This is a genomic window from Pseudomonas halotolerans (assembly GCF_039581215.1).
In the GTDB taxonomy this organism is placed as follows: Bacteria; Pseudomonadota; Gammaproteobacteria; order Pseudomonadales; family Pseudomonadaceae; genus Aquipseudomonas; species Aquipseudomonas tehranensis.
On sequence record NZ_JBCNTJ010000020.1, the window covers coordinates 65,191 to 87,773 of the forward strand.

The following is a 22,583-nucleotide window of genomic DNA, read 5'->3' on the forward strand; positions in this document are numbered from 1 at the left end:
ATGAACGTTCTAGACAAGATGCTGGCGGGCAAGCCGAACCTGATTGGCGTGGCGCTGCTGGCGCTGCTGATTTTCGTGGTGTTCCCGCTGACCCTGGATGCCTTTCGCCTGAACATGGTCGGCAAATATCTGACCTACGCCTTCGTCGCTGTCGGCCTGGTGTTGTGCTGGGGGTATGGCGGCATTCTGAGCTTGGGGCAGGGTGTGTTTTTCGGTGTCGGCGGCTATTGCATGGCGATGTTCCTCAAGCTGGAAGCCTCCGACCCGGTCAGCACCAAGATCCAGACCACACCGGGAATTCCAGACTTCATGGACTGGAACCAGATCACCGAGTTGCCGTGGCTCTGGGTGCCGTTCCACAGCTTCAGCTTCACGCTGCTGGCGGTCATCCTGGTGCCGGTGCTGCTGGCTTTTATCATTGGTGTGGCGTTGTTCAAGCGACGGGTGGGAGACGTGTATTTCTCCATCGTCACCCAGGCCATTGCGCTGATCCTGACGGTGCTGATTGTCGGTCAGCAGGGCTTGAGCGGTGGGGTCAACGGCATCACCGACCTCAAGACCTTGCTCGGTTGGGACCTGCGCACCGACAGCGCCAAGCTGGTGCTGTATTTCATTAACGCAGGTCTGTTGTTCGGCTGCATTTTCATCGGCCGTTTTGTTCTCGCTTCCAAGCTGGGGCGGTTGCTGATGGCCATGCGCGACAAGGAGGAGCGGGTGCGCTTTTCCGGTTACGACGTGGCCGCCTTCAAGATCTTCGTGTTCTGTATCGCCGCCGGATTCTCGGCCATCGGCGGTGCGATGTTCGCCTTGCAGGTGGGCTTCATGTCGCCGTCGTTCGTCGGCATCGTGCCGTCCATCGAGATGGTGATTTTCACCGCAGTCGGCGGGCGCATGTCGCTGCTCGGCGCGGTGTATGGAGCCTTGCTGGTCAACTACGGCAAGACCTATTTCTCCGAGTCCTTTCCCGAGCTGTGGCTGTACCTGATGGGTGGGTTGTTCATTGCCGTGGTCATGTACTTCCCCAATGGCCTGGCCGGGCTCTGGGACAGCCATGGTCGCCAGGCCCTGGCTCGCTGGTTGCGGCGCACCCCGCGCCGGCTACCGGTGGACACGCCCTTGCCGCCAGCCCCCCGTATCGAACCGACCACCCCAGCCCCCGAGCGTCCTTCCCTGGAGACACAGCCATGACCGCCGTCGGTTTTCAGATGAACAAGCCGGTGCTGGCTATCGAGGGGCTGACGGTGTCTTTCGATGGTTTCAAGGCGGTGGACGATCTCAATCTCTATATCGATCGCAATGAAGTGCGGGTGGTGATTGGCCCCAACGGTGCGGGCAAGACCACCTTGCTCGATCTGATCTGCGGCAAGACGCGCGCCACCAGCGGCAGCATCCAGTTCGATGCAAAGGAACTGACCAAGATGCACGAGTACAACATCGTCCGCGCCGGGGTCGGGCGCAAATTCCAGAACCCGTCGATCTACGAAAACCTCACGGTGTTCGAGAACCTGGAGATGTCCTACCCCGCCGGGCGCAAGGTGTTCAGCGCCTTGTTCTTCAAGCGCAGCGCAGCGGTGATTGCCAGGGTGCAAGAGGTGGCCGGGGAGATATTTCTCGGCGAATTGCTGGAGCAACAAGCTGACTTGCTTTCCCACGGGCAGAAGCAGTGGTTGGAGATCGGCATGCTGCTGATGCAGAACCCCGACCTGCTGATGCTCGACGAACCCGTCGCCGGGATGAGCGTCAACGAGCGTGTGCAGACTGCCGAGTTGCTCAAGCGCATCAGCCAGGGACGTTCGGTGCTGGTGATCGAGCACGACATGGAATTCGTCAAGAGCATCGCCCACAAGGTCACGGTGTTGCACCAGGGCAAAGTGCTCGCCGAGGGCAGCATGGAGTCGGTGCAGAGCAACCCGAAAGTCATTGAAGTCTATCTGGGCCATTGAGGAAACAGGCATGTTCAACGTCAACAAGTTGTCCTGTGGCTACGGCCAGAGCCAGATTCTCCACGACCTCGACCTGTCCGTGGCCCGGCGGGAAATCGTCGCCGTGATGGGGCGCAACGGCATGGGCAAGACCACGCTGTTCAAGAGCCTGATGGGTATTCTCCCGCAATGGGAGGGGCAGGTCAGCGTCGATGGGCGTGAGGTCTCCAGCCTTGAGACCCATGAGCGGGTCGAGCACGGCATCGCCTATGTGCCCCAGGGGCGGATGATTTTTCCTGGCATGACGGTGCTGGAAAATATCCAGACCGGCTTGCCGGCCTCGGCCCGAGGCCAGGTGCCGGACGACCTCTATGCCTTGTTTCCGGTGCTTCACGACATGCGCTCGCGCAAGGGCGGCAACCTCTCGGGCGGGCAACAACAGCAACTGGCGATTGCCCGGGCGCTGGCCACCCAGCCCAAGGTGCTGTTGCTGGATGAGCCCACCGAGGGCATCCAGCCGTCGATCATCAAGGACATTGCCCGCACCCTGAAGGAAATCCGCCAACTGCGCGACTTGACCATCGTCGTCTCCGAACAGGTGCTGTCGTTCACCCTGGAAATCGCCGACCGCTTCCTGGTGATCGAGAAGGGGCGTTTCGTCATCGAGGAAACCCGCGACAAGGTCGACGAGGCGACCATCAGCCGTTACCTCTCCGTGTAGGCCCGCCCCGGCACGGGGCGCTACGTCATCCGACGTATTGGCCGATTCGCGCCACCATTGAAGACTGCTGCCAACGCTGTACATCCCTACTGTTCAGGAGCTTTGCCATGACCGATACCTTGATCAAAGTCGACCTCAACCAGCCTGCCACCGAGAATGAGCAGATCCACAATCGCTGGCATCCGGACATCCCGATGGCGTGCTGGGTCAAGCCGGGAGATGACTTCATTCTCGAGACCTATGACTGGACCGCCGGGGCGATCAAAAACAACGACGATGCGGCGGATGTGCGCGATATCGACCTCTCTACCGTGCACTACCTGTCCGGCCCGGTGGGCGTACACGGTGCCGAACCGGGTGATCTGCTGGTGGTCGACCTGCTGGACATCGGCGCCAAGGCCGACTCGCAGTGGGGGTTCAACGGCTTCTTTTCCCGGCAGAACGGTGGCGGTTTTCTCACCGACCATTTTCCCAGCGCACAGAAAGCCATCTGGGATTTCAATGGCATGTTCACCCGTTCGCGGCATATCCCAGGGGTCAACTTCGCCGGGCTGATCCACCCCGGGCTGATTGGTTGCCTGCCTGACCCGGTGATGCTCGCCGACTGGAACCGCCGCGAGCAGGAACTGATCGACACCAACCCGACCCGCGTGCCGCCACTGGCCAACGCCCCCCTGGCCGCCACCGCGCACATGGGCAAGCTCAAGGGCCAGGCCCGTGATGACGCGGCGGCCACCGGCGCCCGCACGGTGCCACCGCGCGAGCATGGGGGTAACTGCGATATCAAGGACCTGTCCCGGGGCTCGAAAATCTTCTTCCCGGTCTACGTCAATGGCGCCGGGTTGTCGGTGGGCGATCTGCATTTCAGCCAGGGTGACGGTGAGATCACCTTTTGCGGCGCCATCGAGATGGCCGGTTGGGTGCACATGAAGGTCGAGCTGATCAAGGACGGCATGGCCAAGTACGGGATCAAGAACCCGGTGTTCAAGCCGAGCCCGATCACCCCGAACTACAACAACTACCTCATCTTCGAAGGCATCTCGGTGGACGAGAGCGGCCAGCAGCACTACCTGGACGTTAACGTCGCCTACCGCCAGGCCTGCCTGAATGCGATCAACTACCTGACCAAGTTTGGCTACTCCCCGGCCCAGGGTTACGCATTGCTAGGCTCGGCGCCGGTGCAGGGGCATATCAGCGGGGTGGTGGACATTCCCAATGCCTGCGCGACGTTGTGGTTGCCGACCGAGATCTTCGACTTCGACATCAACCCCAATGCCAGCGGTCCGATCAAACATCTGGACGGCAGCATCGACCTGCCCATCGCTCCCGACCTGTAGGACGCCCACCATGCCGACCTACGAATACCAGTGCCCGGCTTGCGGCACCTTCACGCTGTTGCGGCCCATGAACCAGCGCCATGAGCCTTGCCAGTGCCCCGATTGTGGTGGCGCTGGTGGTGGCTTGCAGCTGTCGGTGCCGGCGTTGAACTGCCTCTCGAGCAGTCAGCGTCAGGCCATTGCCACCAATGAGCGCAGCACCCACGCGCCGCAGACCGTCGCCGAGTATCAGCAGCGGCGCCATCCCAAGGGTTGCGGTTGCTGTACCCCGAACAAACCGGTGGTGCCGAGCAAGGCCAATCCCCTGGGGCTCAAGAGCAAGACCGGGCCCAGGCCCTGGATGATCAGTCACTGACGGAGGATTTCTTCATGCGCCATGGCGACATTTCCAGCAGCCCCGATACCGTCGGTGTTGCTGTCGTGAACTACAAGATGCCGCGCCTGCACAGCAAGGCTGAGGTCATCGACAACGCCCGCAAGATCGCCGAGGTGATCAAGGGCATGAAACAGGGGCTGCCGGGCATGGACCTGGTGGTGTTTCCTGAGTACAGCACCATGGGCATTCTCTATGACCGTGACGAGATGATGTCCACCGCCGCGACTATTCCCGGCGAAGAGACCGCCATCTTCGGCGCGGCCTGTCGCGAGGCCAATACCTGGGGCGTGTTTTCCCTGACCGGCGAACGCCACGAGGAACATCCGCACAAGGCGCCTTACAACACCCTGGTGCTGATCGACAATCACGGGCAGATCGTCCAGCGCTATCGCAAGTGCATCCCCTGGTGCCCCATCGAAGGCTGGTACCCCGGTGATCGCACCTATGTCTGCGACGGCCCCAAGGGCATGAAGATCAGCCTGATCATCTGCGACGACGGCAACTACCCGGAGATCTGGCGCGACTGTGCGATGAAGGGCGCGGAGCTGATCGTGCGCTGCCAGGGCTATATGTACCCGGCCAAGGAACAGCAGGTGCAAATGTCCAAGAGCATGGCCTGGGCCAACAACTGCTACGTCGCGGTGGCCAACGCCGCCGGCTTCGACGGGGTGTATTCATACTTCGGACACTCGGCGATCATCGGTTTCGACGGGCGGACCCTGGGCGAGTGTGGGGAGGAGGAAATGGGCATCCAGTACGCCCAATTGTCGATCTCGCAGATACGCGATGCCCGGGCCAACGATCAGTCGCAGAACCATTTGTTCAAGCTGCTTCACCGTGGCTACACCGGTGTCTACGATTCAGGCGAGGGTGACAAGGGCGTCGCCGACTGTCCGTTCGAGTTCTATCGCACTTGGGTGCTGGATGCGCAGAAGGCCCGGGAGAATGTGGAAAACATCACTCGGCGCACTGTGGGGGTGGCGGATTGTCCGGTGGGGCAGTTGCCCCACGGTGAAAAAGAAAAGACCGCGAGCTGAGGCATGTTATCGATCCGGCAGGTCCTGGCGGCGGGACCTGCCAATACCCCGTACCTTCCTGTCCACTGGCGGGCTGAATTGAGCCTCAAAGGGGGATATGGGTGGTCGACAAGACCTGGCGCAAGCCCATGAACGAGCGAATCTGGCGAACCCCGGGCAGGTAAAGCAATTGCTCCGCGTGGAGCCGGTTGAAACTGTTGCTGTCCTTGGTTCGGATCAACATGAAGTAGTCGAATTCCCCCGTCACCACATGGCATTCCATGCAGCCGGACACTTTTTGTGCGGCCGCCTCGAATGCGGCGAAGGACTCCGGTGTGGAGCGGTCCAGCACCACGCCGATCAACACCACCATCCCCGCATCCAGCGCTTGATTGTCCAGCAACGCGACAATGCCCTTGATCAGGCCCGCCTGCTTGAGGCGTTCGACTCGTCGCAGGCAGGCCGGCGCGCTCAGTTTTACCTTCTCGGCGAGCGCCACATTGGAGATGGAAGCGTCTCGCTGAAGGGTCTTGAGAATGGCGCGGTCGGTCCGGTCCAGCGGGTGCGGCTCCGCACCTGGGGTGCCTGGCTTCTTGTGATTATTTGTTGCGTTCATATAGGTTTATGCACAATAAAAGTGTGTTCTATGTGTTTGTTTGTATCTTATGTTTCTTTAATAGGTTGAAACTTGCAACACATATTTTTTGCTTTGTTCTTACTATTGAATTCATCGAAGCCCTTCTGGAAGCACCTGGAACGCAGCTTTTTTTGCCTTTCGGTCTGGCGCTTGGATATTCAATAATCGAGGAGCAGAGTCATGAACCTGAATCGTTTTAAACGTTATCCGCTGACCTTCGGTCCTTCTCCCATCACGCCCCTGAAACGCCTCAGCGAACACCTGGGCGGCAAGGTCGAGTTGTATGCCAAACGTGAAGACTGCAACAGCGGCCTGGCCTTCGGCGGCAACAAGACGCGCAAGCTCGAATACCTGATTCCTGAGGCCCTCGAACAGGGCTGCGACACCCTGGTGTCCATCGGCGGGATCCAGTCGAACCAGACCCGCCAGGTCGCTGCCGTTGCCGCTCACCTGGGCATGAAGTGCGTGCTGGTGCAGGAAAACTGGGTGAACTACTCCGATGCCGTGTATGACCGCGTTGGCAACATCGAGATGTCCCGCATCATGGGCGCGGACGTACGGCTGGACGCCGCCGGGTTCGACATCGGTATTCGGCCCAGTTGGGAGAAGGCCATGAGCGACGTGGAGGAGCGGGGCGGCAAGCCGTTCCCGATCCCGGCGGGTTGTTCCGAGCATCCTTACGGCGGGCTGGGGTTCGTCGGCTTTGCCGAGGAAGTGCGGGAGCAGGAAAAACAACTGGGGTTCACGTTCGACTACATCGTGGTCTGCTCCGTGACCGGCAGTACCCAGGCCGGCATGGTCGTCGGTTTCGCCGCGGACGGCCGTTCGAAGAACGTTATCGGCATTGATGCCTCGGCCAAGCCCGAGAAAACCAAGGCACAAATTCTGCGTATCGCTCGGCACACCGCTGAGCTGGTGGAACTGGGGCGTGAGATCACCGAAGACGACGTGGTGCTCGATACACGTTTCGCTTACCCGGAATACGGTTTGCCCAACGAAGGTACGCTGGAAGCCATTCGCCTGTGCGGCAGCCTGGAGGGTGTACTGACCGACCCGGTGTATGAAGGCAAATCCATGCACGGCATGATCGAAATGGTCCGCCGCGGCGAGTTCCCCGAAGGCTCGAAAGTGCTTTATGCGCACCTGGGCGGGGCACCTGCGCTGAACGCCTACAGCTTCCTGTTCCGCAACGGCTGATTAAACGCCAATAACCTGTGGGAGCGAGCTTGCTCACGAAGCGCTGGGTGAGTCGGCATCAATGTTGAATGTCACGGCCTTATCGTCGGATCGCCGCCGAGAGCAAGCTGCTGCAATCAAGCCGCCGGGAGTACCGCCATGCATGCGATATCGCAATCCGCAGTCTGGATCAAGGAACCTTCGGCGGATGCCGGGGTGGTCATCGTGACCAGCGCTGCGTTGCCCAAATACATGATCGACAAGCTGCACGTGGCGATAGATGACTGGGACCAGGTGGCCTATCTGGCCGTCAAGCAAGCCGAAGCGTTGATGGTCGACTGGCTGCGGGTCGGCTCCAACCCGCAGCCGTCTGCCGGGGGCGAGGTGTGTTATGCCAGCCAACTGTTGCGCGCCGTCCCCCATGGCAGCTTTTTACTGGAAGTGGGCACGTTCTCTGGTTTGACCTGGCTGGGATCCGTCTGCGGCCACCCGCTGCGCGTCGTCGAACTTGGCGAAATAGCCTCATCCACGGTGGCGATGGATCGCCAGGTGGAAGAGGTGTTATTGGCGACCCGAAGTCTGGCGAAAAGCGTGCTGCAGGCGCGCGGCGTCATCTAACCCATGTCCTCGTCAATTCGCTTGTTGAAACAGGAAAGGCAAAGCTTATGAGCCGAACCGCCGAGGGCCGTGCCCACGCCATGACGTGGATGCGCGAGCCTTCCAGTTGTACGCGCATCGTGGTCATCGTGAGCGGACTTGATAGCGATCATATTGACTTGATCCATCAGGGGTTCAGCTGTTTTGACAATGTGGCGCTGATCCATGTCGATACGCTGAACACCGCGCCGGGCAAGCTCGTTGGCGTGCCAGTGGCCAAGCGTGACTGCCATTTTGTGGTGCTCGGTGAACTTGATGAGCGCTTCTTGCACGACCTTTCCATTGGTCAGCCATGCCTCTACCCGGTCGCACCAGACGGGGCGGCCGAACGCTCCGTCATTGCAGCGGTAGAGCAGGTCAAACGCCTCGCCCGAGTGAGCCATTCGCGCCACCTTGAAGTGATACCCGACACCTGTAGGAGTTGCCTATGAACCTGTCCGCTCCCCATGCCCAATGGCCGGGCCAGGCTGCCGAGGATGAAGAAATGACCGAGTGGCGTGAGGCGTTGCTCTCCGTCGCAGCCCACGGCGGCACGGGCCGGGCCAAACAGATCCTCGACATGCTGCTGGCCGTGGCAAACGCTTCGGACATCGGCTGGCGGCCCAGCCATGGCACCCCGTACATCAACACCATCAGCGTTGAGCAGCAACCGGTGTTCCCCGGCGATCTGGCCATCGAAGAGCGTCTGGCCTCGATCATGCGCTGGAATGCCCTGGCGATGGTTGCCCGGGCCAATCACGCCTACGGCGAATTGGGTGGACACATCGCCAGTTATGCCAGCGCGGCGGATCTGTTTGAAGTGGGCTTCAACCACTTCTTCAAGGCGCGCACCCCAACCGGCGGCGGTGACCTGGTGTTCTACCAACCGCACTCGGCGCCAGGCGTCTATGCCCGGGCATTCCTTGAGGGGCGCCTGGAAGAAAAGGACCTGCAGCACTATCGGCAAGAGATCGGCGCGCGCGCCAATGACGCCCGGGGTTTGTCGAGTTATCCACACCCGTGGTTGATGCCGGACTTCTGGCAGTTCCCGACGGGCTCTATGGGGATCGGTCCGATCAGCTCGATCTACCAGGCGCGTTTCATGCGTTACCTGGAGCACCGCGGCCTGCAAGAGACTTCGGGGCGAACCGTCTGGGGGGTGTTTGGCGACGGTGAAATGGATGAGCCGGAAAGCATGTCGGCGTTGACCCTGGCGGCGCGCGAAGGGCTGGATAACCTGATCTGGGTGGTCAATTGCAACCTGCAGCGGCTGGACGGCCCGGTGCGTGGCAACGGTCGCATCATCGACGAGCTCGAGGCATTGTTCGGCGGTGCGGGCTGGAACGTGATCAAGTTGGTGTGGGGTTCCGATTGGGACAGATTGTTTGCCCGGGATAAAGACGGCGCGCTGGTCCGCGCATTGTCGGCCACGGTCGATGGTCAGTTCCAGACGTTCGCGGCCAAGGATGGGCGCTTCAACCGCGAGCATTTCTTCGGCCAGGACGCAGCCCTGGCGCATTTGGCCGAAGGCCTGACCGACGAGCAGATCGACCGCCTCAAACGCGGCGGTCATGACCTGGTGAAGATCTTTGCCGCGTATCAAAGCGCAATGCTCGAGGGCAAGAAACCTACGGTGATCCTGGCCCAGACCAAGAAGGGCTTCGGCATGGGCGACGCCGGGCAGGGCAAGATGACCGTGCACCAGCAGAAGAAACTCGATAAGGAGGCGTTGATCGCGTTCCGCAACCGTTTCAACCTGCCATTGACCGATGAGCAGGCCATCTCGCTGAGCTTCTTCAAACCGAGCGACGACAGCGCGGAAATGCGCTACCTGCATGCACGCCGCCAGGCGTTGGGCGGTTTCATGCCTGCGCGACCTTCGGCCTGCGAGTCATTGGCCGTGCCCGACGTAGACAGCTACGCGGGGTTTGCCATCGCCGCCCAAGGCAAGGAAATGTCCACCACCATGGCCTTCGTGCGGATGCTCAGTGGCTTGCTCCGGGACAAGCAGCTTGGGCCGCGCATCGTACCGATCGTGGCGGATGAAGCACGCACGTTCGGCATGGCCAGCCTGTTCAAGCAGATCGGTATCTACTCCAGCGTGGGCCAGCGTTATGAGCCGGAGGACATTGGTTCGATCCTCAGTTATCGAGAAGCCCTGGACGGCCAGATTCTCGAAGAGGGCATCAGCGAAGCCGGCGCCATCAGTTCCTGGGTCGCGGCCGCGACCAGCTACTCGGTGCATGGCCTGCCGATGCTGCCGTTCTACATCTATTACTCGATGTTCGGTTTCCAGCGCATCGGCGACCTGATCTGGGCTGCCGCGGATCAGCGCGCTCGCGGGTTCCTGCTCGGTGCCACCGCTGGGCGCACAACCTTGGGGGGCGAGGGTTTGCAGCACCAGGACGGTAACAGTCACGTGATGGCGTCGATGGTGCCCAACTGTCGCGCCTACGATCCCGCGTTCGCGGGTGAATTTGCGGTGATTCTGGATCACGGTATGCGCCAGATGCTGGAGCGTCAGGTGGACGAGTTTTATTACGTCACCTTGATGAACGAGAACTACCCGCAGCCTAACCTTCCTGAAGGTGTCGAACAGGCGATCATCAAGGGCATGTATGCATTTGCCCGGCATGAAGTGAAGGATGCGCGCGGCGCCGTGCAGTTGCTGGGCTCCGGCACGATCTTGCGCGAAGTCATTGCCGCTGCCGAGTTGTTGGCCAGCGATTGGAGCATCGACAGTCAGGTCTGGAGCGTTACCAGCTTCACCGAGTTGGCGCGTGATGCTCGTGAAGTGGAGCGCTGGAATCGTCTGCATCCCGGGCAACCTGCCCAATGCAGTCATGTTCAAGAATGCCTTCGCGACTCGGCGCCCATCATTGCCTGTACCGACTACGTGCGCGCCTTGCCCCAGTTGATCGCCAGTTATCTCGATGGCCATTACACCGTGCTCGGCACCGACGGGTTTGGCCGCAGCGATACCCGTAGCCAACTGCGCAGGTTCTTCGAAGTGGACCGACACCAGATCGTCCTGAGTGCGCTGACCTCACTGGTGCATGAGGGGCGTCTGGACGCCAGTGTCTGTGCCCAGGCCATTGAACGCTACGCGATTGACGTTGACGCCGTGGCCCCATGGGACGCTTGAAACCAGCTTCAGCCCGTGTACGACCTTGCTCGCGAAAGCGGTGGATCAGTTTGAAGTGATGTTGGCTATGCCGACGTCTTCGCGAGCAAGCCCGCTCCCACATGTTTTTTGTGTCATGTTCAGATGTTGTGAACACCCGCGGCCCCTGTGGGAGGGAGCTTGCTCGCGAAGGCGGTGGTTCAGTCACAGGGATGTCGGGCTTGCAGACCTCATCGCGAGCAAGCTCGCTCCCACAGGTTTTTGTGTCGTGTTCAGATGCTGTGAACACCCGCGAGTCCATGTGGGAGCTTGCTCGCGAAAGCGGTGTATCAGTTTGCAGTGATGTTGGCTATGCCGACGCCTTCGCGAGCAAGCCCGCTCCCACATGTTTTTGTGTCGTGTGCAGAGGCTGTGAACACCCGCGAGTCCATGTGGGAGCTTGCTCGCGAAAGCGGTGGATCAGTTTGCAGTGATGTTGGCTATGCCGACGCCTTCGCGAGCAAGCCCGCTCCCACATGTTTTTTGTGTCGTGTGCAGAGGCTGTGAACACCCGCGGCCCCTGTGGGAGCGGGCTTGCTCGCGAAGGCGGTGGTTCAGCTACATAGAGGCTGGACGTGTGTCCTGCTCTGGTTCTTGCTTTGGACTTTGATCTCGACGCCCCGTTATCTCAACTGCTCTCGCCAACAGCCAGAATGGTCGCCACCAAGGCCTGGGCGCGAGGCACCAGTGTGTCCAGTTCCAGGTATTCACGATCGGTATGGACCTTGCCACCCACCGGCCCGAGGCCACACAGGGTTGGAATGCCCAGGCTGGCGGTGAATCCGGAGTCGGCGCAACCGCCGGTGAACTCGCCTTCGACGCTGAAACCCAGCGCCAGCGCCTTTTGTTGGTAGATGTGCAGCAGCCGTTCGCTGTGCTGGGCTTCCATGGGTAGAAAGGTCGTCGCTTCCTTGAGGATGGCGTGAGTGCCGATCAGTTCTTCTTCGGCGACGATGGCCTGGATGGCGCTGAAGATCCGGTCCCAGTGCTTGAGTTCGATGAAGCGCACGTCTAGCCGGGCCGAGGCGCTCGGTGCGACGGTGTTGCTGGACGTGCCACCGGATATCAGGCCAACGTTAGTGGTGATGCCTGCCGGGTAATCGGTCAAGGCATGCAGCTTGACGATCTTGCGAGCCAGGGCCTCGATGGCGCTGGCTCCGTCGGCATGGTTGACCCCGGCATGGGCCGCGCGACCGCTGACTTCGATGATCAGCGTGGCGCCACCTTTGCGGGCGCTGACCACGTTACCGCTGGCCCGGCCGGGTTCGGTATTGAGCACGGCGCGGGCGGCACGGGCGGCGTGTTCGATATGGATTCTGGCGCTGCCGGAGCCGATTTCTTCGTCACCGGTGTACAGAACCTGCACCGGATAGGGCAACGCCCCGGCGCGCTTGAGGGCCTTGAGCGCGAAGCAATTGAGCACCAGGCCGCCTTTCATGTCGGCGACGCCGGGGCCAAAGGCGAGGTTGCCATCGCGGCTGTAGCCGCGCGTCGCGGTGGTGCCTTTGGGGAACACCGTGTCGCGATGGCCCAGCAGCAACACTGGCTTTCCAGAATCGCCCGGTACTTCGGCCAATAGCACGTCGCCAAAACCCTCCACCGGCATGCGCTTGAGCCGGATGCCGTCGGCTTCCAGTTCCGCCGCGAGCAGCGCGCCCACCGCGTCGACGCCCGCTTTGTCATAGCTGTTGGAGTCGGTGTCGACGAGGCGTTGCAGCAGCGCTTCCATGGCCTGGCGCTGGTCGGCAAGCCAGTCCAGCGCCTGTTGTGGCGTGGCGCTCATTGTGCCTGCTCCCGCACCTGATGTGCCTGGGTCAGGCGTGCCGCATCGTTGCCCAGGTCCCAGAATAGCCCGGCCATGATTTGCAGGCTTTCCTTGACCACCGGTGCCAGCAAGTGCTCGTTCGGCGCATGTTGCGAGCAGGCCGGGTACGAGTGCGGCACCCACAATGTGGGCAGGCCGAGCACCTCCGCGAACACATCGTTGGGCAGCGAGCCACCGAGGTTTGGCAGCAGCGCAGGTTTTTTGCCAGTGGTCTGGGCCAAGGAGCTGAGCGCCCAATCGACCCATGGGCTTTGCGGATCCAGCCGAGTCGCATGCATCACGTCGATGTGGCTTTGCTTGACCTCGACATTGCTGAAACCATGAGCATCCAGGTGGGCGCGCACCGCCGGGATAAAGGTCGTGTAGTCGCTGTTCACTACGAAGCGGATATGGCAGTGGGCATTGGCTTTCCCAGGGATCGCGTGCACGGGGGCATCCGGGTTGCCGGTCTTGAAGGCGATGACGTCGAGGGTGTTCCAGCCGAATACTTTTTCGCTCAGCGAAAGCGCCGGGTTACCCCAGTCGGCGTCGATCTGCGGATCGCCCGGTCCACCACCGACATCGATATCGGCCAGTGCCTGGCGAACCGGCTCAGGCAGTGTCTCGGGCATCAGGCCCGCCACTTTCACCCGCCCGTGTTCGTCGACCATGCTCGCGATGGCATTGGCCAGAATGATGCCAGGGTTGGCCAGCAACCCGCCCCAGTTGCCGGAGTGATGAGCGCCTTCGCGCAAATTGACCACCAGCTCGAAGTTGAACACCCCGCGTGAACCGAGAAAAATCGTCGGTCGTGAGGCCGCTAGGCGCGGGCCGTCCGAGGCGATGAAAATATCCGCGGCAAGCTCTTTACTGTGCGCGGCACAGAATGCATTCAAGCCCGGCGAGCCTTCTTCTTCGCCCATTTCCAGCAGCAGTTTGACGTTGAACCCCAGCTTGCCCTCGCGCGCCTTGAGGGTTTGCTCCAGCGCGGTCAGGTTGATCAGGTGCTGGCCTTTGTTATCCGCCGTGCCGCGGCCGTACCAGCGATCACCTTCAGCAACGACCTGCCACGGCGACAGGCCTTCACGCCATTGCGCTTCATAGCCGCGCACCACATCACCGTGGCCGTAGCTGAGCACGGTCGGCAGTTCCGGATGTTCAATGCGTGTGGCGATCATGAAGGGACCGCGCTCTGCCACCGGGTTGTCGTAGACCTTGACGCTGAAGCCCATCGCCTCGACATGCGGGCTGATGAAGTCATTGAGGTAGCGATACAACTCGGGCCGGCTGTCCGTTGCCTGGCTTTCGGTGTGCAAGGCGACGCTGCGCTCGAGCAGATTGAAAAATGCGCCGTTATCAAATTGCTCTGTGGTGTTGCTGATGGCCAGTGAACGACTCATGAGTGGACGAGCTCCAGTGTTTGGGCAGGATTGTCGTGAAGGTGACAACGCACGTTGCCGCCGATAATCGGCTCTTTGGCCGGGTAGGCCGTTTTGCAGGGGGCGAAGCAGCTCGGGCAGCGTGGATGGAAGGCGCAACCGGGCGGCGGTGACATCGGATTGGGGAAGGAACCGTGCAGGCCGATATCGGGAATGCCCAGGCGCGGGTCGGGCGTGAGCACCGAATCCAGCAAGGCGCGGGTATACGGGTGGCCGGGTTTGGCGAACAACGATTCGCGAGTGCGCTCTTCGACGATGCGCCCCAGGTACATCACCGCGACCCGGTCGGCGAGGTGTTCGATGACCGCCAGGTTGTGGCTGATCAGTAGATAGGTCAGGCCGAATTCGCGCTTGAGGTCTTGCAGCAGGTTGAGAATCTGCGCCTGCACCGAAACGTCCAGCGCCGAGGTGGGTTCGTCGCAGATCAACACGTCAGGGCGCATGATCAACGCCCGGGCAATGGCCACCCGTTGTCGCTGGCCGCCAGACAGTTGGCTCGGATAGCTGTCGATGACCCGTTTGGGCAGGCCGACCACGTCGAGCATCTCTTCGGTCTTCTTGCGCCGCTCGGCGGGGCTGCCAATGTCATGCACGATCAGCGGCAGGGTCACGATTTCGCGCAACGTCTTGCGGGGGTTCAGCGAGGAATACGGGTCCTGGAATATCGGCTGAATGCGCCGGGACATCGCCTTGCGATCCGTTGCCGCCAGATGTTTGCCATTGACCAGCACATCGCCGCTGGTCGGCGGCAACAGACCGAGCAACATCTTTGCCAGGGTGCTTTTTCCGCAACCGGACTCGCCTACCAGGCCGAGGGTCTCGCCCCGCATCAGGCGCAGGGAAACGCCATCGACGGCTTTCAGCGTGGCGGCGGGTTTGAAAAAGCCCTGGTTGATCCGAAACTCTCGCCGGATGTCGCACAGCTCCAACGCGATGTCTTTTTTCATGACCGTGCTCGCTCTTGAAGGCGAATCGGCGCCGGGGCCGGTGCGGCGAACAGGCAGCGTGCCATGTGGCCGTCCTGTTCGACTTCGGGGATGTCTTGCGCGCAGGCCGCTATCGCCTGAGCGCAACGATTGCGGAACGCACAACCTTGCTGTTCGCCTACCAGACTCGGCACCAGGCCTGGAATCGAGCCTAGCGCCGTACCCGGTTTAGTCCGGCCAGGGATTGGAATACTGGCCAGCAGACCACGGGTGTACGGATGCTGTGGGTTTTCGAACAGTTGCAGGGCCGGGGCGGTTTCGACGATTTCCCCGGCATACATCACGGCGACCCGATCGGCGATCCGTGCCACCAGCCCGAGGTCGTGGGTGATGAAGATTACCGCCAGGCCGAGTTCTTTCTGAATGTCGCGGATCAAGCGCAGAATCTGCGCCTGGATGGTCACGTCCAGTGCCGTGGTGGGTTCATCCGCGATGATCAGGTCCGGTTCGCACATCAGCGCCATGGCGATGATCACCCGCTGGCGCAAACCGCCAGACAGTTGATGCGGGTACTGGCGCAAGCGTTCGGTGGCGTTGCTGATACCGACTTTCTCCAGCATCTGCGCGGCGCGCGCCAGGGCCTCCTGGCGTGACACCTTGCGATGCTGAGTCAGCACTTCGCTGAGCTGATCGCCAATGCTGTAGGCCGGGTTCAGCGAGGTCATCGGTTCCTGGAAGATCATCGCCAGACGGTTACCGCGCAAGTCGCACATGCGCCGCTCGCTCTGGCCGAGCATGTCGATGCCGTCCAGCGTCAGCCGGGACGCGGTGCGTTTGGCCTTGCGGGGCAACAGGTCCATCAGCGCCAGCGAGGTCAGGGATTTACCGCAGCCGGATTCGCCGACGATGCACAACATTTCACCGCGCTCGACTTCAAAATCCAGACCGCGCACGGCATGCAGCATGTCATCTGGCGTCGGGCTGTTGCCCATGGGGATGTCCACGCGCAGGTTTTCAACATGGAGTAGTGCCATTGTTCGGTGCCCTCTATCAATTGCGGCCGTCGGGCAGGATCAGATCGCGCAGGCCGTCGCCGACCAGGTTGATGCCCAGCACCAGAACCATCAGGGCGACGCCGGGAATGGCGATGACCCATGGGGAAAAGAACATGTAGGGTTTGCCTTCAGCGATCATCAAACCCCAGGACGGCGTCGGCGGTTGCACGCCAACCCCGAGGAACGACAAGGCCGACTCCAGCAGGATCGCGTGGGCCATTTCCAGCGTCGCGACGACGATCAGCGCGCCGACCAGGTTGGGCAGAATTTCACTGACCAGAATGCGCAGGGTCGAGCAGCCCAGCGCCTGGGCCGAGGCCACATATTCAGCATCGCGAATCTGTTGCACCGAAGCCCTGACCACCACCGCGAAGCGATCCCATAACAGGCAGCCGAGCAGCACGATGACCACTTTCAGGGAGCCGCCCATCAGCGAGGCCGAGGCCAGCGCGACCATCACGACCGGCATCGCCAGCCGGGTGGTGATCAGGTAGCTGATAAACGCATCGACCTTGCCGCCGTAATAACCGGCCAACAGCCCCATGACGGTGCCGATAAAGCCGGAAATCAGCGCCGCCGCAATGCCGATGAACAGCGAAATACGTGCGCCGTAGAGCAGTCGCGACAGGTAGTCACGGCCCAGCTTGTCGGTACCCAGGACGTATTCCCAGGTGCCGTTGGCCATCCATACCGGCGGTTTCATGCGCAGCATCACGTCTTGCGCATAAGGGTCGTAAGGTGCCAGCCACGGCGCGAACAGTGCGCCGGCGAAGATGATCAGCAACAACACCGCGCCGATGGCGAAACCACGATGACGAAAGCTCCTGCCGAGTACTCGACTCAGGCTGCTCGGGGGTGGCAGGTAGTCATTGATCGCGAGGGTCGTGGGGGTGCTCATGTAAGCCTCCTAGCGCACGCGAATGCGCGGGTCGAGCAGTGCGTTGAGCACATCGGCCAGCAAGGTGAGGATGATGTAGATCACCGCAATCAGCAGGACCACGGCCTGTACCACCGGAAAGTCGTCACGGGCGATAGCGTCCCAGGCGAGTTGTCCGATGCCTTGCAGGGAGAACACGGTTTCGATCACCACCGAACCGCCGAGCATGAAGCCGAACTCCACCGCCGCCAGCGCGACCACCGGAATCAAGGCGTTGCGCAGGGCGTGCTTGAACAGCACGCGAGCAGGGCGCAGGCCCTTGGCGCGGGCGGTGCGGATGTAATCGGAACTGAGTACATCCAGCATGCCGGCGCGGGTCAGACGCATGATTGCCGGCGTCGCGTAGTAGCCCAAGGCGATGGCTGGCATGACGAAGTGCAGCAGGGTCGAGTTGCCGGATACCGGCAGCCATTTGAGCGTCACCGCGAACACCACGATCAACATCAGCGCAAACCAGAAACTTGGCATGGCCTGACCCAGCACCGCGATGCTCAAGGCCAGTCGATCAACCCAGGTGTCGCGTTTGACCGCCGCCAGCACGCCCAGTGGAATCGCCACCAGCAAGGCGATACCCAGCGCCATGGCACCTAACCCGAGGGTAATCGGCAAGCGGCTGGCGACAAGGTTGTAGACCGACTCCTGAAAGAAAAAAGAGTTGCCCAAGTCCATCCGCAGCAAATCGCCCAGCCAGTTGAAGTACTGGGTCGGCAGCGGTTTGTTCAAACCGTACTGCACGCGGATCTGTTCGATCTGTTCGCTGGTGGCTTCCGGTCCGCCAATGGCTGTGGCCAGGTCGCCGGACAGGTGCAAAAGAGAAAAGCTGATCACCGACACGGTAATGGCAACGCAAATAGCGATGCCCAGGCGGCGCAGAAGGAATCCAAGCATGGCAAGTTTCCTCGTATCCAATGGATGACAGGCGTGAGGAGGTGTCCGTGGTGCGGGTTTGTTCGCAGCCACGGCACCTCTCGATCAATCCGCTCGGTGGCGGATTACTTCCAACTGGACTGAACGAAACGCGGCAGCTCATCCGGGTAGGGCGTGAACGCGAGTTCGGCGGTGTAGGCGTAGTTCATCGAATAGTTGAACATCGGCGCCCAGTACGCCTGTTCGCTGATGCGCTGCAACGCCTTGCGGTAGTTGTCCTTGCGCACTTGCGGGTCGAGGGCGTTATCGGCGGTCTGCAACCAACCCTGCACTTGCGGGTCCTTGATGTTGTCGTCCGGATTGCCCTTGAACCAGGTGCCGGCCGACGCCGAGGTGTCGAGGATCGAAAACGAGCCCCAGGCCTGAAACGACATCGGCACCTTGCCGCCCCGTTGCTGATCGCGCAGGGCGGCGTACTTCAAGTAACGCAGCTTGGCGTTGATGCCCACGGCACGCAGGTTGCCGATGATGGCTTCGACGTAATCACGGTCGCGATAAGCGAAGATTTCTGTCTCGAAGCCTTTTGAGTAACCGGCTTCGGCGAGCAGCGCCTTGGCCTTGGCCGGGTCATAGTCGTAGACCGTGGCCGCGGTGGTATCGCAGCCGAACTGGCCTGGATAACAGGCAACCTGCAAAGGTTTGGCTTCGCCGCCCACCAATTGCGTGGCCAGCGCATTGCGGTTGATCGCATGGTTGATGGCCTGACGCACCTTGAGGTGCTTCATCGGCGAGTTTTCCGAGGAAGTGCCCCGAGCATCAAGAATCAGGAAGCCGATGCGCATGGTTTCGCCGCTGGTCACGCTCAGGTTCGGTATGCCTTTGAGGTCGACTGCCTGATCCGGGGTTACACGCCAGATCCAATCGACCCCTTCGGTCATCAACTCAGCCAGGCGGGTTTCTGCATCCGGGATCACGCGAAATTTCAGGTGGCCGATATGGGGCTTGCCTTGAGGGCTGTCCGGAAAGTAGTCCTTGTTGATCTCCATGGTGACGCCTTCGCCAGCCACCACCGACACGGCTTTATACGGCCCGGTACCGATTGGCTTGCGACTCAATTCGGCCAGGCCGACCTTCTCGAAGTACTGCTTGGGGAACATCGGGACGGCGTTGGACAGGTATTCCAGCGCCGGAGGGAAAGGCTTCTTCAAATACAGGCGGACGCTGTAGTCACCGGTTTTTTCGGCGCTCTTGATCCAGTCTACGTTTTGCACGGTAACGACTTTCGATTCCGGCGACACCACGTAGTTGAGGGTGAACACCACGTCGTCGGCGGTGAAGGCGTCACCGTTGTGAAATTTGACGTCTTTGCGCAAATCAAAGTCGATGGTGGTGTCGTCGACCTGTTTCCAGCGGGTGGCCAACATGGGTTTGTATTCGCCGCTGTCGGGGTCGCGGTAGATCAGGTTGTCCCAGATCAGCCGGCCAAGAATCACACCTTCGCGCAAATCGTTGTGATAGGGGCTGATGTTTTCAGGCTCGCTGTCGGACGCGTAAACCAGGGTGTCGTTGGCTTTACCGGCGTGAGCCGGAAGACTGCTGATGAGGCCCATCAGCGCAATACTGCAGGCGAAACCTTTGATGCCCATGCCGTCGTCTCCGTTGGCGAGAGTGGTTGAATCAAAGGGCAGCGAATCGCAAATGCGTAAAGGAGGATGAAAGGTCAGGTCGTGTTTTTTTGGTCTGGACACGAATGTAGGGAAAGGCTATCAATGCCACAAGAATAATATTTCGATACTTACGTTGCCGAAAAGGCAACCCTTGGAGGCGCCGATGCAGCTGTATGGTGTGCAGTCCACGGCACTGCGCTATTTTCTGGAGGTGGCGCGATGCGGATCGATCAGCGAGGCCTCGGTACGGCTGAATGTCGCCGCGTCCGCGGTGAGCCGGCAAATTTCCAAGCTTGAGTTGGGCCTCGATACCAGCCTGTTCGAGCGTCGTGCCCGAGGCATGGTGCTCAGCGAAGCGGGGGCGCGACTGGCGGCTTATGCGCGCAAGTCGCAGCTTGAAGCCGAGCAGGTGGTGCTGGAAATTACCGAGCTGCATGGCTTGCAACGGGGTCATGTGCATGTGGCCTGCTCGGAAGGATTTGCACTGGAATACATGCCCAGAAGCATCAGCGCGTTCAGGCGTGAGTATCAGGGCATTCATTTCACATTGGAGGTCTGTGCGCCGGCGCAAGCGACGGAGAAGGTGCGTTCCGGTGAAGCCGATCTGGCGATGACATTCAGCCTGATGCCACAAAAGGAGATCAAGGTCGAACATGTCCTGAGCGGGGCAATTTTTGCCGTGGTCTCCAATTCCCATCCCTTGGCCGGGCGTGAGGCGGTCAGCCTCGCGGAGTTGCAACCCTGGCCCATTGCGTTACCGAAGGCCGACACCACGATACGGCAACTGTTCGACATCTGTTGCGGCGTACAGGGGTTGTTGTTCGACCCGGTGTTGACCACTAACTACGTGGCCGCACTCTATAGCTTCGTCCGCGAAGAAGGCGTGATTAGCCTGGCCAGCGAAATGACCCTGCACAAACAGGTTGCCGACAAACAACTCAAATGCTTGCCGATCCTGGATGAAGGCATGCAGGCCCGGCGAATCGAACTGCAGAGCATGGCGGGACGCAATTTACCGGCGGCGGTTTCTGCGTTTAGGGATTTTCTGATTGCTGGGCTGGGGAAGGAGAGGCTTCGTTGAGGGGGCGGGGGGCTTGATGTTCTGCATCTTGGGGTTCTTGGGTTTGGAGTGCCGGAACGGCTGGGACTCAGAAAACTATTGAGGCGCTTGGTGGTGGTGAATTCCTTGATGTGCTGGATTTCAGGCACAAAAAAAGACGTCCGTGGACGTCTTTAGATGATGAAGTGGTGGGCCGGGGTAATTTAAATTGTGTTTTTAACTTACTCGCGGCATTTTTTTAATGCTTTAAAGGGCCCGGGTCGAGCCGTTGACCAATGCCGTTTTGCCAGCTGCCGCGTAAAGTGTAATGATAATTGCTATCACTCACGCGCATGGACCCCCCATGGAAGCAGCAACTGACGGCAACGACTCTCTCCATCGTCTTTACCGCGATAACCATGGATGGTTGCAAGGTTGGCTGCGCAAGCGCCTAGGTGATCGTGAGCATGCGGCGGATGTCGCCCAGGATACGTTTCTGCGCCTGCTGGTGTCCGGGCGGTTGCCCGGCCCGCTGGAGAGTCGCAGCTATCTGACGCAGATTGCCCGCAACCTGGTGATCGACCAGTGGCGGCGATTGCGGATCGAGCGCGCTTATCTGGAAAGCATCGCGCATCTGCCGGAGCCGGAATCGCCCTCACTTGAAACCCGCGCCTTGATTCTCGAAACCCTAACCCAGATCGACGCGATGCTTGACCGCATGCCGGACAATGTACGCCAGGCATTCCTGCTCTCGCAGTTCGAGGGAATGAGTTATGCACAGATCGCCGAGCGGCTCGGGGTGACCGTCAGCTCGGTTCAGAAGTACATGACCCGGGCGATCCTCGCCTGCTACCAGCTGGTTTACGAATCATGAGCCGGACGCTTGATGCTCCGATCGATACCGCGATCGTCGAGCAGGCCAGTGAATGGCTGATGCTGCATTGGGGCGGCGAAATGAATGCGGACCAACGCAAGGCATTCTCTAACTGGCAGAACGCCCATCCTGAGCATCGGCGTGCCTGGCAGCGATTGCAGCAACTGCAGGAAACTTTCGGCGCCGTACCTGCGGGGTGCGCGCGGGCGGTGCTGCGGGACAGTCCCGACCCGCAGCGCCGTGCAGCGCTGAAAATGCTCGGCCTGTTGCTGGTCGCCGGCAGCAGCGGTTATCTCCTGCAAAACCAGGTGTCCTGGCGCTTGACGTTCGCTGAGCACCGTACCGCGACCGGCGAAATTCGGCACATGACCCTGAGCGACGGCACCCGGCTCGACCTCAATAGCAATAGCGCAGTCGACCTGCGTTTCACTGCGCAGGAGCGCCGTATTCGCCTGCTCTGCGGCGAAATTCTGCTCAACAGTGGGCACGATCCGGTCCGTCCGTTGATTGTGGAAACTGCCAGCGGCGATGTCCAGGCGCTGGGGACCCGATTCTCGGTGCGTGAAATGGACGACGGCGCGCGAGTCGAACTGTACGAAGGCCAACTACGCATCAGCCCGCGCCATGGCGCGACCGCACACATGAATGCCGGCGACAGCCTGTGGTTCAGCGCCAACGGTGCTGGCCACAAGCAACTTGCGAACACGGATGACAGCAGCTGGAGCCAGGGCCGGCTGGTGGCTAAGCGGCAACCGTTGGGTCGGTTCCTGGCCGAGCTGGCGCGTTATCGACCGGGTTGGATTCGTTGCGACGAGGCGGCTTCCCAGTTGCTGTTGACCGGGGTGTTCCCGCTCGACAACACCGACGCCGTGCTGGCCGCCCTCGAACGCACGCTGCCGGTGCATGTCGAGTCCGTAACCCGTTACTGGGTGACGGTGAAACGCCGTGCCTGATGCCTAAAAAATAAACGAGCGAAATGCTTGTCGGTTTT

The 22,583-nt window shown here is 60.8% G+C and carries 21 protein-coding genes; 13 read left to right on the forward strand and 8 right to left on the reverse strand.

The window, feature by feature from the left end; all coding sequences use genetic code 11:
- The 6 genes from urtC to AAIS01_RS22845 all read left to right on the forward strand — a co-directional run bounded on the left by urtC (position 1) and on the right by AAIS01_RS22845 (position 5,393).
- Complete coding sequence (gene urtC, locus AAIS01_RS22820) at positions 1-1,188, forward strand: urea ABC transporter permease subunit UrtC (protein ID WP_343470827.1); 1,188 nt, start codon at positions 1-3, stop codon at positions 1,186-1,188.
- Positions 1,185-1,943: an urea ABC transporter ATP-binding protein UrtD gene (urtD, locus tag AAIS01_RS22825; protein ID WP_092394480.1), complete on the forward strand. Its 759-nt coding sequence runs from the start codon at positions 1,185-1,187 to the stop codon at positions 1,941-1,943. The genes urtC and urtD overlap by 4 nt, the downstream gene beginning before the upstream one ends.
- Positions 1,944-1,953: 10 nt before the next feature.
- Entirely contained in the window at positions 1,954-2,643 is a 690-nt protein-coding gene (urtE, locus tag AAIS01_RS22830) for an urea ABC transporter ATP-binding subunit UrtE (RefSeq protein WP_343470828.1), read from the forward strand.
- Positions 2,644-2,750: 107 nt separating this feature from the next.
- Entirely contained in the window at positions 2,751-3,980 is a 1,230-nt protein-coding gene (gene fmdA, locus AAIS01_RS22835; protein ID WP_343470829.1) for a formamidase, read from the forward strand.
- Positions 3,981-3,990: 10 nt separating this feature from the next.
- Entirely contained in the window at positions 3,991-4,335 is a 345-nt protein-coding gene (locus AAIS01_RS22840; RefSeq protein ID WP_343470830.1) for an FmdB family zinc ribbon protein, read from the forward strand.
- Positions 4,336-4,349: 14 nt separating this feature from the next.
- The gene (locus tag AAIS01_RS22845; protein ID WP_343470831.1) at positions 4,350-5,393 is read left to right on the forward strand and encodes an aliphatic amidase; all 1,044 of its coding nucleotides are present in this window, start codon (positions 4,350-4,352) and stop codon (positions 5,391-5,393) included.
- A gap of 85 nt (positions 5,394-5,478) precedes the next feature.
- Here AAIS01_RS22845 and AAIS01_RS22850 read toward each other — a convergent pair whose 3' ends face one another.
- On the reverse strand, positions 5,479-5,988 hold the full coding sequence (locus AAIS01_RS22850; RefSeq protein ID WP_343470832.1) for an Lrp/AsnC family transcriptional regulator: 510 nt from the start codon (positions 5,986-5,988) through the stop codon (positions 5,479-5,481).
- A 201-nt stretch (positions 5,989-6,189) separates the two neighbouring features.
- Between AAIS01_RS22850 and AAIS01_RS22855 the strand changes: the two genes are divergently transcribed.
- From AAIS01_RS22855 to mdeB, 4 genes are all read left to right on the forward strand, one after another.
- Positions 6,190-7,206, forward strand: a complete 1,017-nt coding sequence (locus AAIS01_RS22855) for a 1-aminocyclopropane-1-carboxylate deaminase (RefSeq protein WP_214963944.1) — start codon at positions 6,190-6,192, stop codon at positions 7,204-7,206.
- A 138-nt stretch (positions 7,207-7,344) separates the two neighbouring features.
- A complete protein-coding gene (locus AAIS01_RS22860) occupies positions 7,345-7,803 on the forward strand; it encodes a transketolase (RefSeq protein WP_343470833.1) in 459 nt (152 codons plus the stop codon).
- A 47-nt stretch (positions 7,804-7,850) separates the two neighbouring features.
- Entirely contained in the window at positions 7,851-8,273 is a 423-nt protein-coding gene (locus AAIS01_RS22865; RefSeq protein WP_343470834.1) for a hypothetical protein, read from the forward strand.
- Entirely contained in the window at positions 8,270-10,966 is a 2,697-nt protein-coding gene (gene mdeB / locus AAIS01_RS22870) for an alpha-ketoglutarate dehydrogenase (protein ID WP_343470835.1), read from the forward strand. Before AAIS01_RS22865 ends, mdeB begins: the two co-directional genes overlap by 4 nt.
- Before the next feature lie 646 nt (positions 10,967-11,612).
- Here the strand turns inward: mdeB and AAIS01_RS22875 are convergent.
- From AAIS01_RS22875 to AAIS01_RS22905, 7 genes are all read right to left on the reverse strand, one after another.
- Positions 11,613-12,767: a M20 family metallopeptidase gene (locus tag AAIS01_RS22875; protein WP_343470836.1), complete on the reverse strand. Its 1,155-nt coding sequence runs from the start codon at positions 12,765-12,767 to the stop codon at positions 11,613-11,615.
- On the reverse strand, positions 12,764-14,188 hold the full coding sequence (locus tag AAIS01_RS22880) for a M20 family metallopeptidase (RefSeq protein WP_343470837.1): 1,425 nt from the start codon (positions 14,186-14,188) through the stop codon (positions 12,764-12,766). Before AAIS01_RS22880 ends, AAIS01_RS22875 begins: the two co-directional genes overlap by 4 nt.
- On the reverse strand, positions 14,185-15,174 hold the full coding sequence (locus AAIS01_RS22885) for an ABC transporter ATP-binding protein (protein ID WP_343470838.1): 990 nt from the start codon (positions 15,172-15,174) through the stop codon (positions 14,185-14,187). Before AAIS01_RS22885 ends, AAIS01_RS22880 begins: the two co-directional genes overlap by 4 nt.
- Positions 15,171-16,187, reverse strand: a complete 1,017-nt coding sequence (locus tag AAIS01_RS22890; RefSeq protein WP_343470839.1) for an ABC transporter ATP-binding protein — start codon at positions 16,185-16,187, stop codon at positions 15,171-15,173. Before AAIS01_RS22890 ends, AAIS01_RS22885 begins: the two co-directional genes overlap by 4 nt.
- A 16-nt stretch (positions 16,188-16,203) precedes the next feature.
- Complete coding sequence (locus AAIS01_RS22895) at positions 16,204-17,106, reverse strand: ABC transporter permease (protein ID WP_343470840.1); 903 nt, start codon at positions 17,104-17,106, stop codon at positions 16,204-16,206.
- A gap of 9 nt (positions 17,107-17,115) precedes the next feature.
- On the reverse strand, positions 17,116-18,033 hold the full coding sequence (locus AAIS01_RS22900) for an ABC transporter permease (RefSeq protein ID WP_343470841.1): 918 nt from the start codon (positions 18,031-18,033) through the stop codon (positions 17,116-17,118).
- A gap of 104 nt (positions 18,034-18,137) precedes the next feature.
- Complete coding sequence (locus AAIS01_RS22905; protein WP_343470842.1) at positions 18,138-19,658, reverse strand: ABC transporter substrate-binding protein; 1,521 nt, start codon at positions 19,656-19,658, stop codon at positions 18,138-18,140.
- Between the two features lie 184 nt (positions 19,659-19,842).
- On the opposite strand from AAIS01_RS22905, the gene AAIS01_RS22910 reads away from it, so the two are divergent.
- The 3 genes from AAIS01_RS22910 (at position 19,843) to AAIS01_RS22920 (ending at position 22,545) form a co-directional block, all read left to right on the forward strand.
- On the forward strand, positions 19,843-20,760 hold the full coding sequence (locus AAIS01_RS22910) for a LysR substrate-binding domain-containing protein (protein ID WP_343470843.1): 918 nt from the start codon (positions 19,843-19,845) through the stop codon (positions 20,758-20,760).
- Positions 20,761-21,082: 322 nt separating this feature from the next.
- Positions 21,083-21,592, forward strand: coding sequence for a sigma-70 family RNA polymerase sigma factor (locus AAIS01_RS22915; protein WP_343470844.1), 510 nt, complete (start codon positions 21,083-21,085; stop codon positions 21,590-21,592).
- Positions 21,589-22,545: a FecR domain-containing protein gene (locus tag AAIS01_RS22920; RefSeq protein WP_343470845.1), complete on the forward strand. Its 957-nt coding sequence runs from the start codon at positions 21,589-21,591 to the stop codon at positions 22,543-22,545. The genes AAIS01_RS22915 and AAIS01_RS22920 overlap by 4 nt, the downstream gene beginning before the upstream one ends.
- Positions 22,546-22,583: the final 38 nt, after the last annotated feature.

Coding starts and splice junctions, on each gene's coding strand:
- urtC (WP_343470827.1), top strand. CDS start 1: ATGAACGTTCTAGACAAGATGCTGGCGGGCAAGCCGAACCTGATTGGC.
- urtD (WP_092394480.1), top strand. CDS start 1,185: ATGACCGCCGTCGGTTTTCAGATGAACAAGCCGGTGCTGGCTATCGAG.
- urtE (WP_343470828.1), top strand. CDS start 1,954: ATGTTCAACGTCAACAAGTTGTCCTGTGGCTACGGCCAGAGCCAGATT.
- fmdA (WP_343470829.1), top strand. CDS start 2,751: ATGACCGATACCTTGATCAAAGTCGACCTCAACCAGCCTGCCACCGAG.
- AAIS01_RS22840 (WP_343470830.1), top strand. CDS start 3,991: ATGCCGACCTACGAATACCAGTGCCCGGCTTGCGGCACCTTCACGCTG.
- AAIS01_RS22845 (WP_343470831.1), top strand. CDS start 4,350: ATGCGCCATGGCGACATTTCCAGCAGCCCCGATACCGTCGGTGTTGCT.
- AAIS01_RS22850 (WP_343470832.1), bottom strand. CDS start 5,988: ATGAACGCAACAAATAATCACAAGAAGCCAGGCACCCCAGGTGCGGAG.
- AAIS01_RS22855 (WP_214963944.1), top strand. CDS start 6,190: ATGAACCTGAATCGTTTTAAACGTTATCCGCTGACCTTCGGTCCTTCT.
- AAIS01_RS22860 (WP_343470833.1), top strand. CDS start 7,345: ATGCATGCGATATCGCAATCCGCAGTCTGGATCAAGGAACCTTCGGCG.
- AAIS01_RS22865 (WP_343470834.1), top strand. CDS start 7,851: ATGAGCCGAACCGCCGAGGGCCGTGCCCACGCCATGACGTGGATGCGC.
- mdeB (WP_343470835.1), top strand. CDS start 8,270: ATGAACCTGTCCGCTCCCCATGCCCAATGGCCGGGCCAGGCTGCCGAG.
- AAIS01_RS22875 (WP_343470836.1), bottom strand. CDS start 12,767: ATGAGCGCCACGCCACAACAGGCGCTGGACTGGCTTGCCGACCAGCGC.
- AAIS01_RS22880 (WP_343470837.1), bottom strand. CDS start 14,188: ATGAGTCGTTCACTGGCCATCAGCAACACCACAGAGCAATTTGATAAC.
- AAIS01_RS22885 (WP_343470838.1), bottom strand. CDS start 15,174: ATGAAAAAAGACATCGCGTTGGAGCTGTGCGACATCCGGCGAGAGTTT.
- AAIS01_RS22890 (WP_343470839.1), bottom strand. CDS start 16,187: ATGGCACTACTCCATGTTGAAAACCTGCGCGTGGACATCCCCATGGGC.
- AAIS01_RS22895 (WP_343470840.1), bottom strand. CDS start 17,106: ATGAGCACCCCCACGACCCTCGCGATCAATGACTACCTGCCACCCCCG.
- AAIS01_RS22900 (WP_343470841.1), bottom strand. CDS start 18,033: ATGCTTGGATTCCTTCTGCGCCGCCTGGGCATCGCTATTTGCGTTGCC.
- AAIS01_RS22905 (WP_343470842.1), bottom strand. CDS start 19,658: ATGGGCATCAAAGGTTTCGCCTGCAGTATTGCGCTGATGGGCCTCATC.
- AAIS01_RS22910 (WP_343470843.1), top strand. CDS start 19,843: ATGCAGCTGTATGGTGTGCAGTCCACGGCACTGCGCTATTTTCTGGAG.
- AAIS01_RS22915 (WP_343470844.1), top strand. CDS start 21,083: ATGGAAGCAGCAACTGACGGCAACGACTCTCTCCATCGTCTTTACCGC.
- AAIS01_RS22920 (WP_343470845.1), top strand. CDS start 21,589: ATGAGCCGGACGCTTGATGCTCCGATCGATACCGCGATCGTCGAGCAG.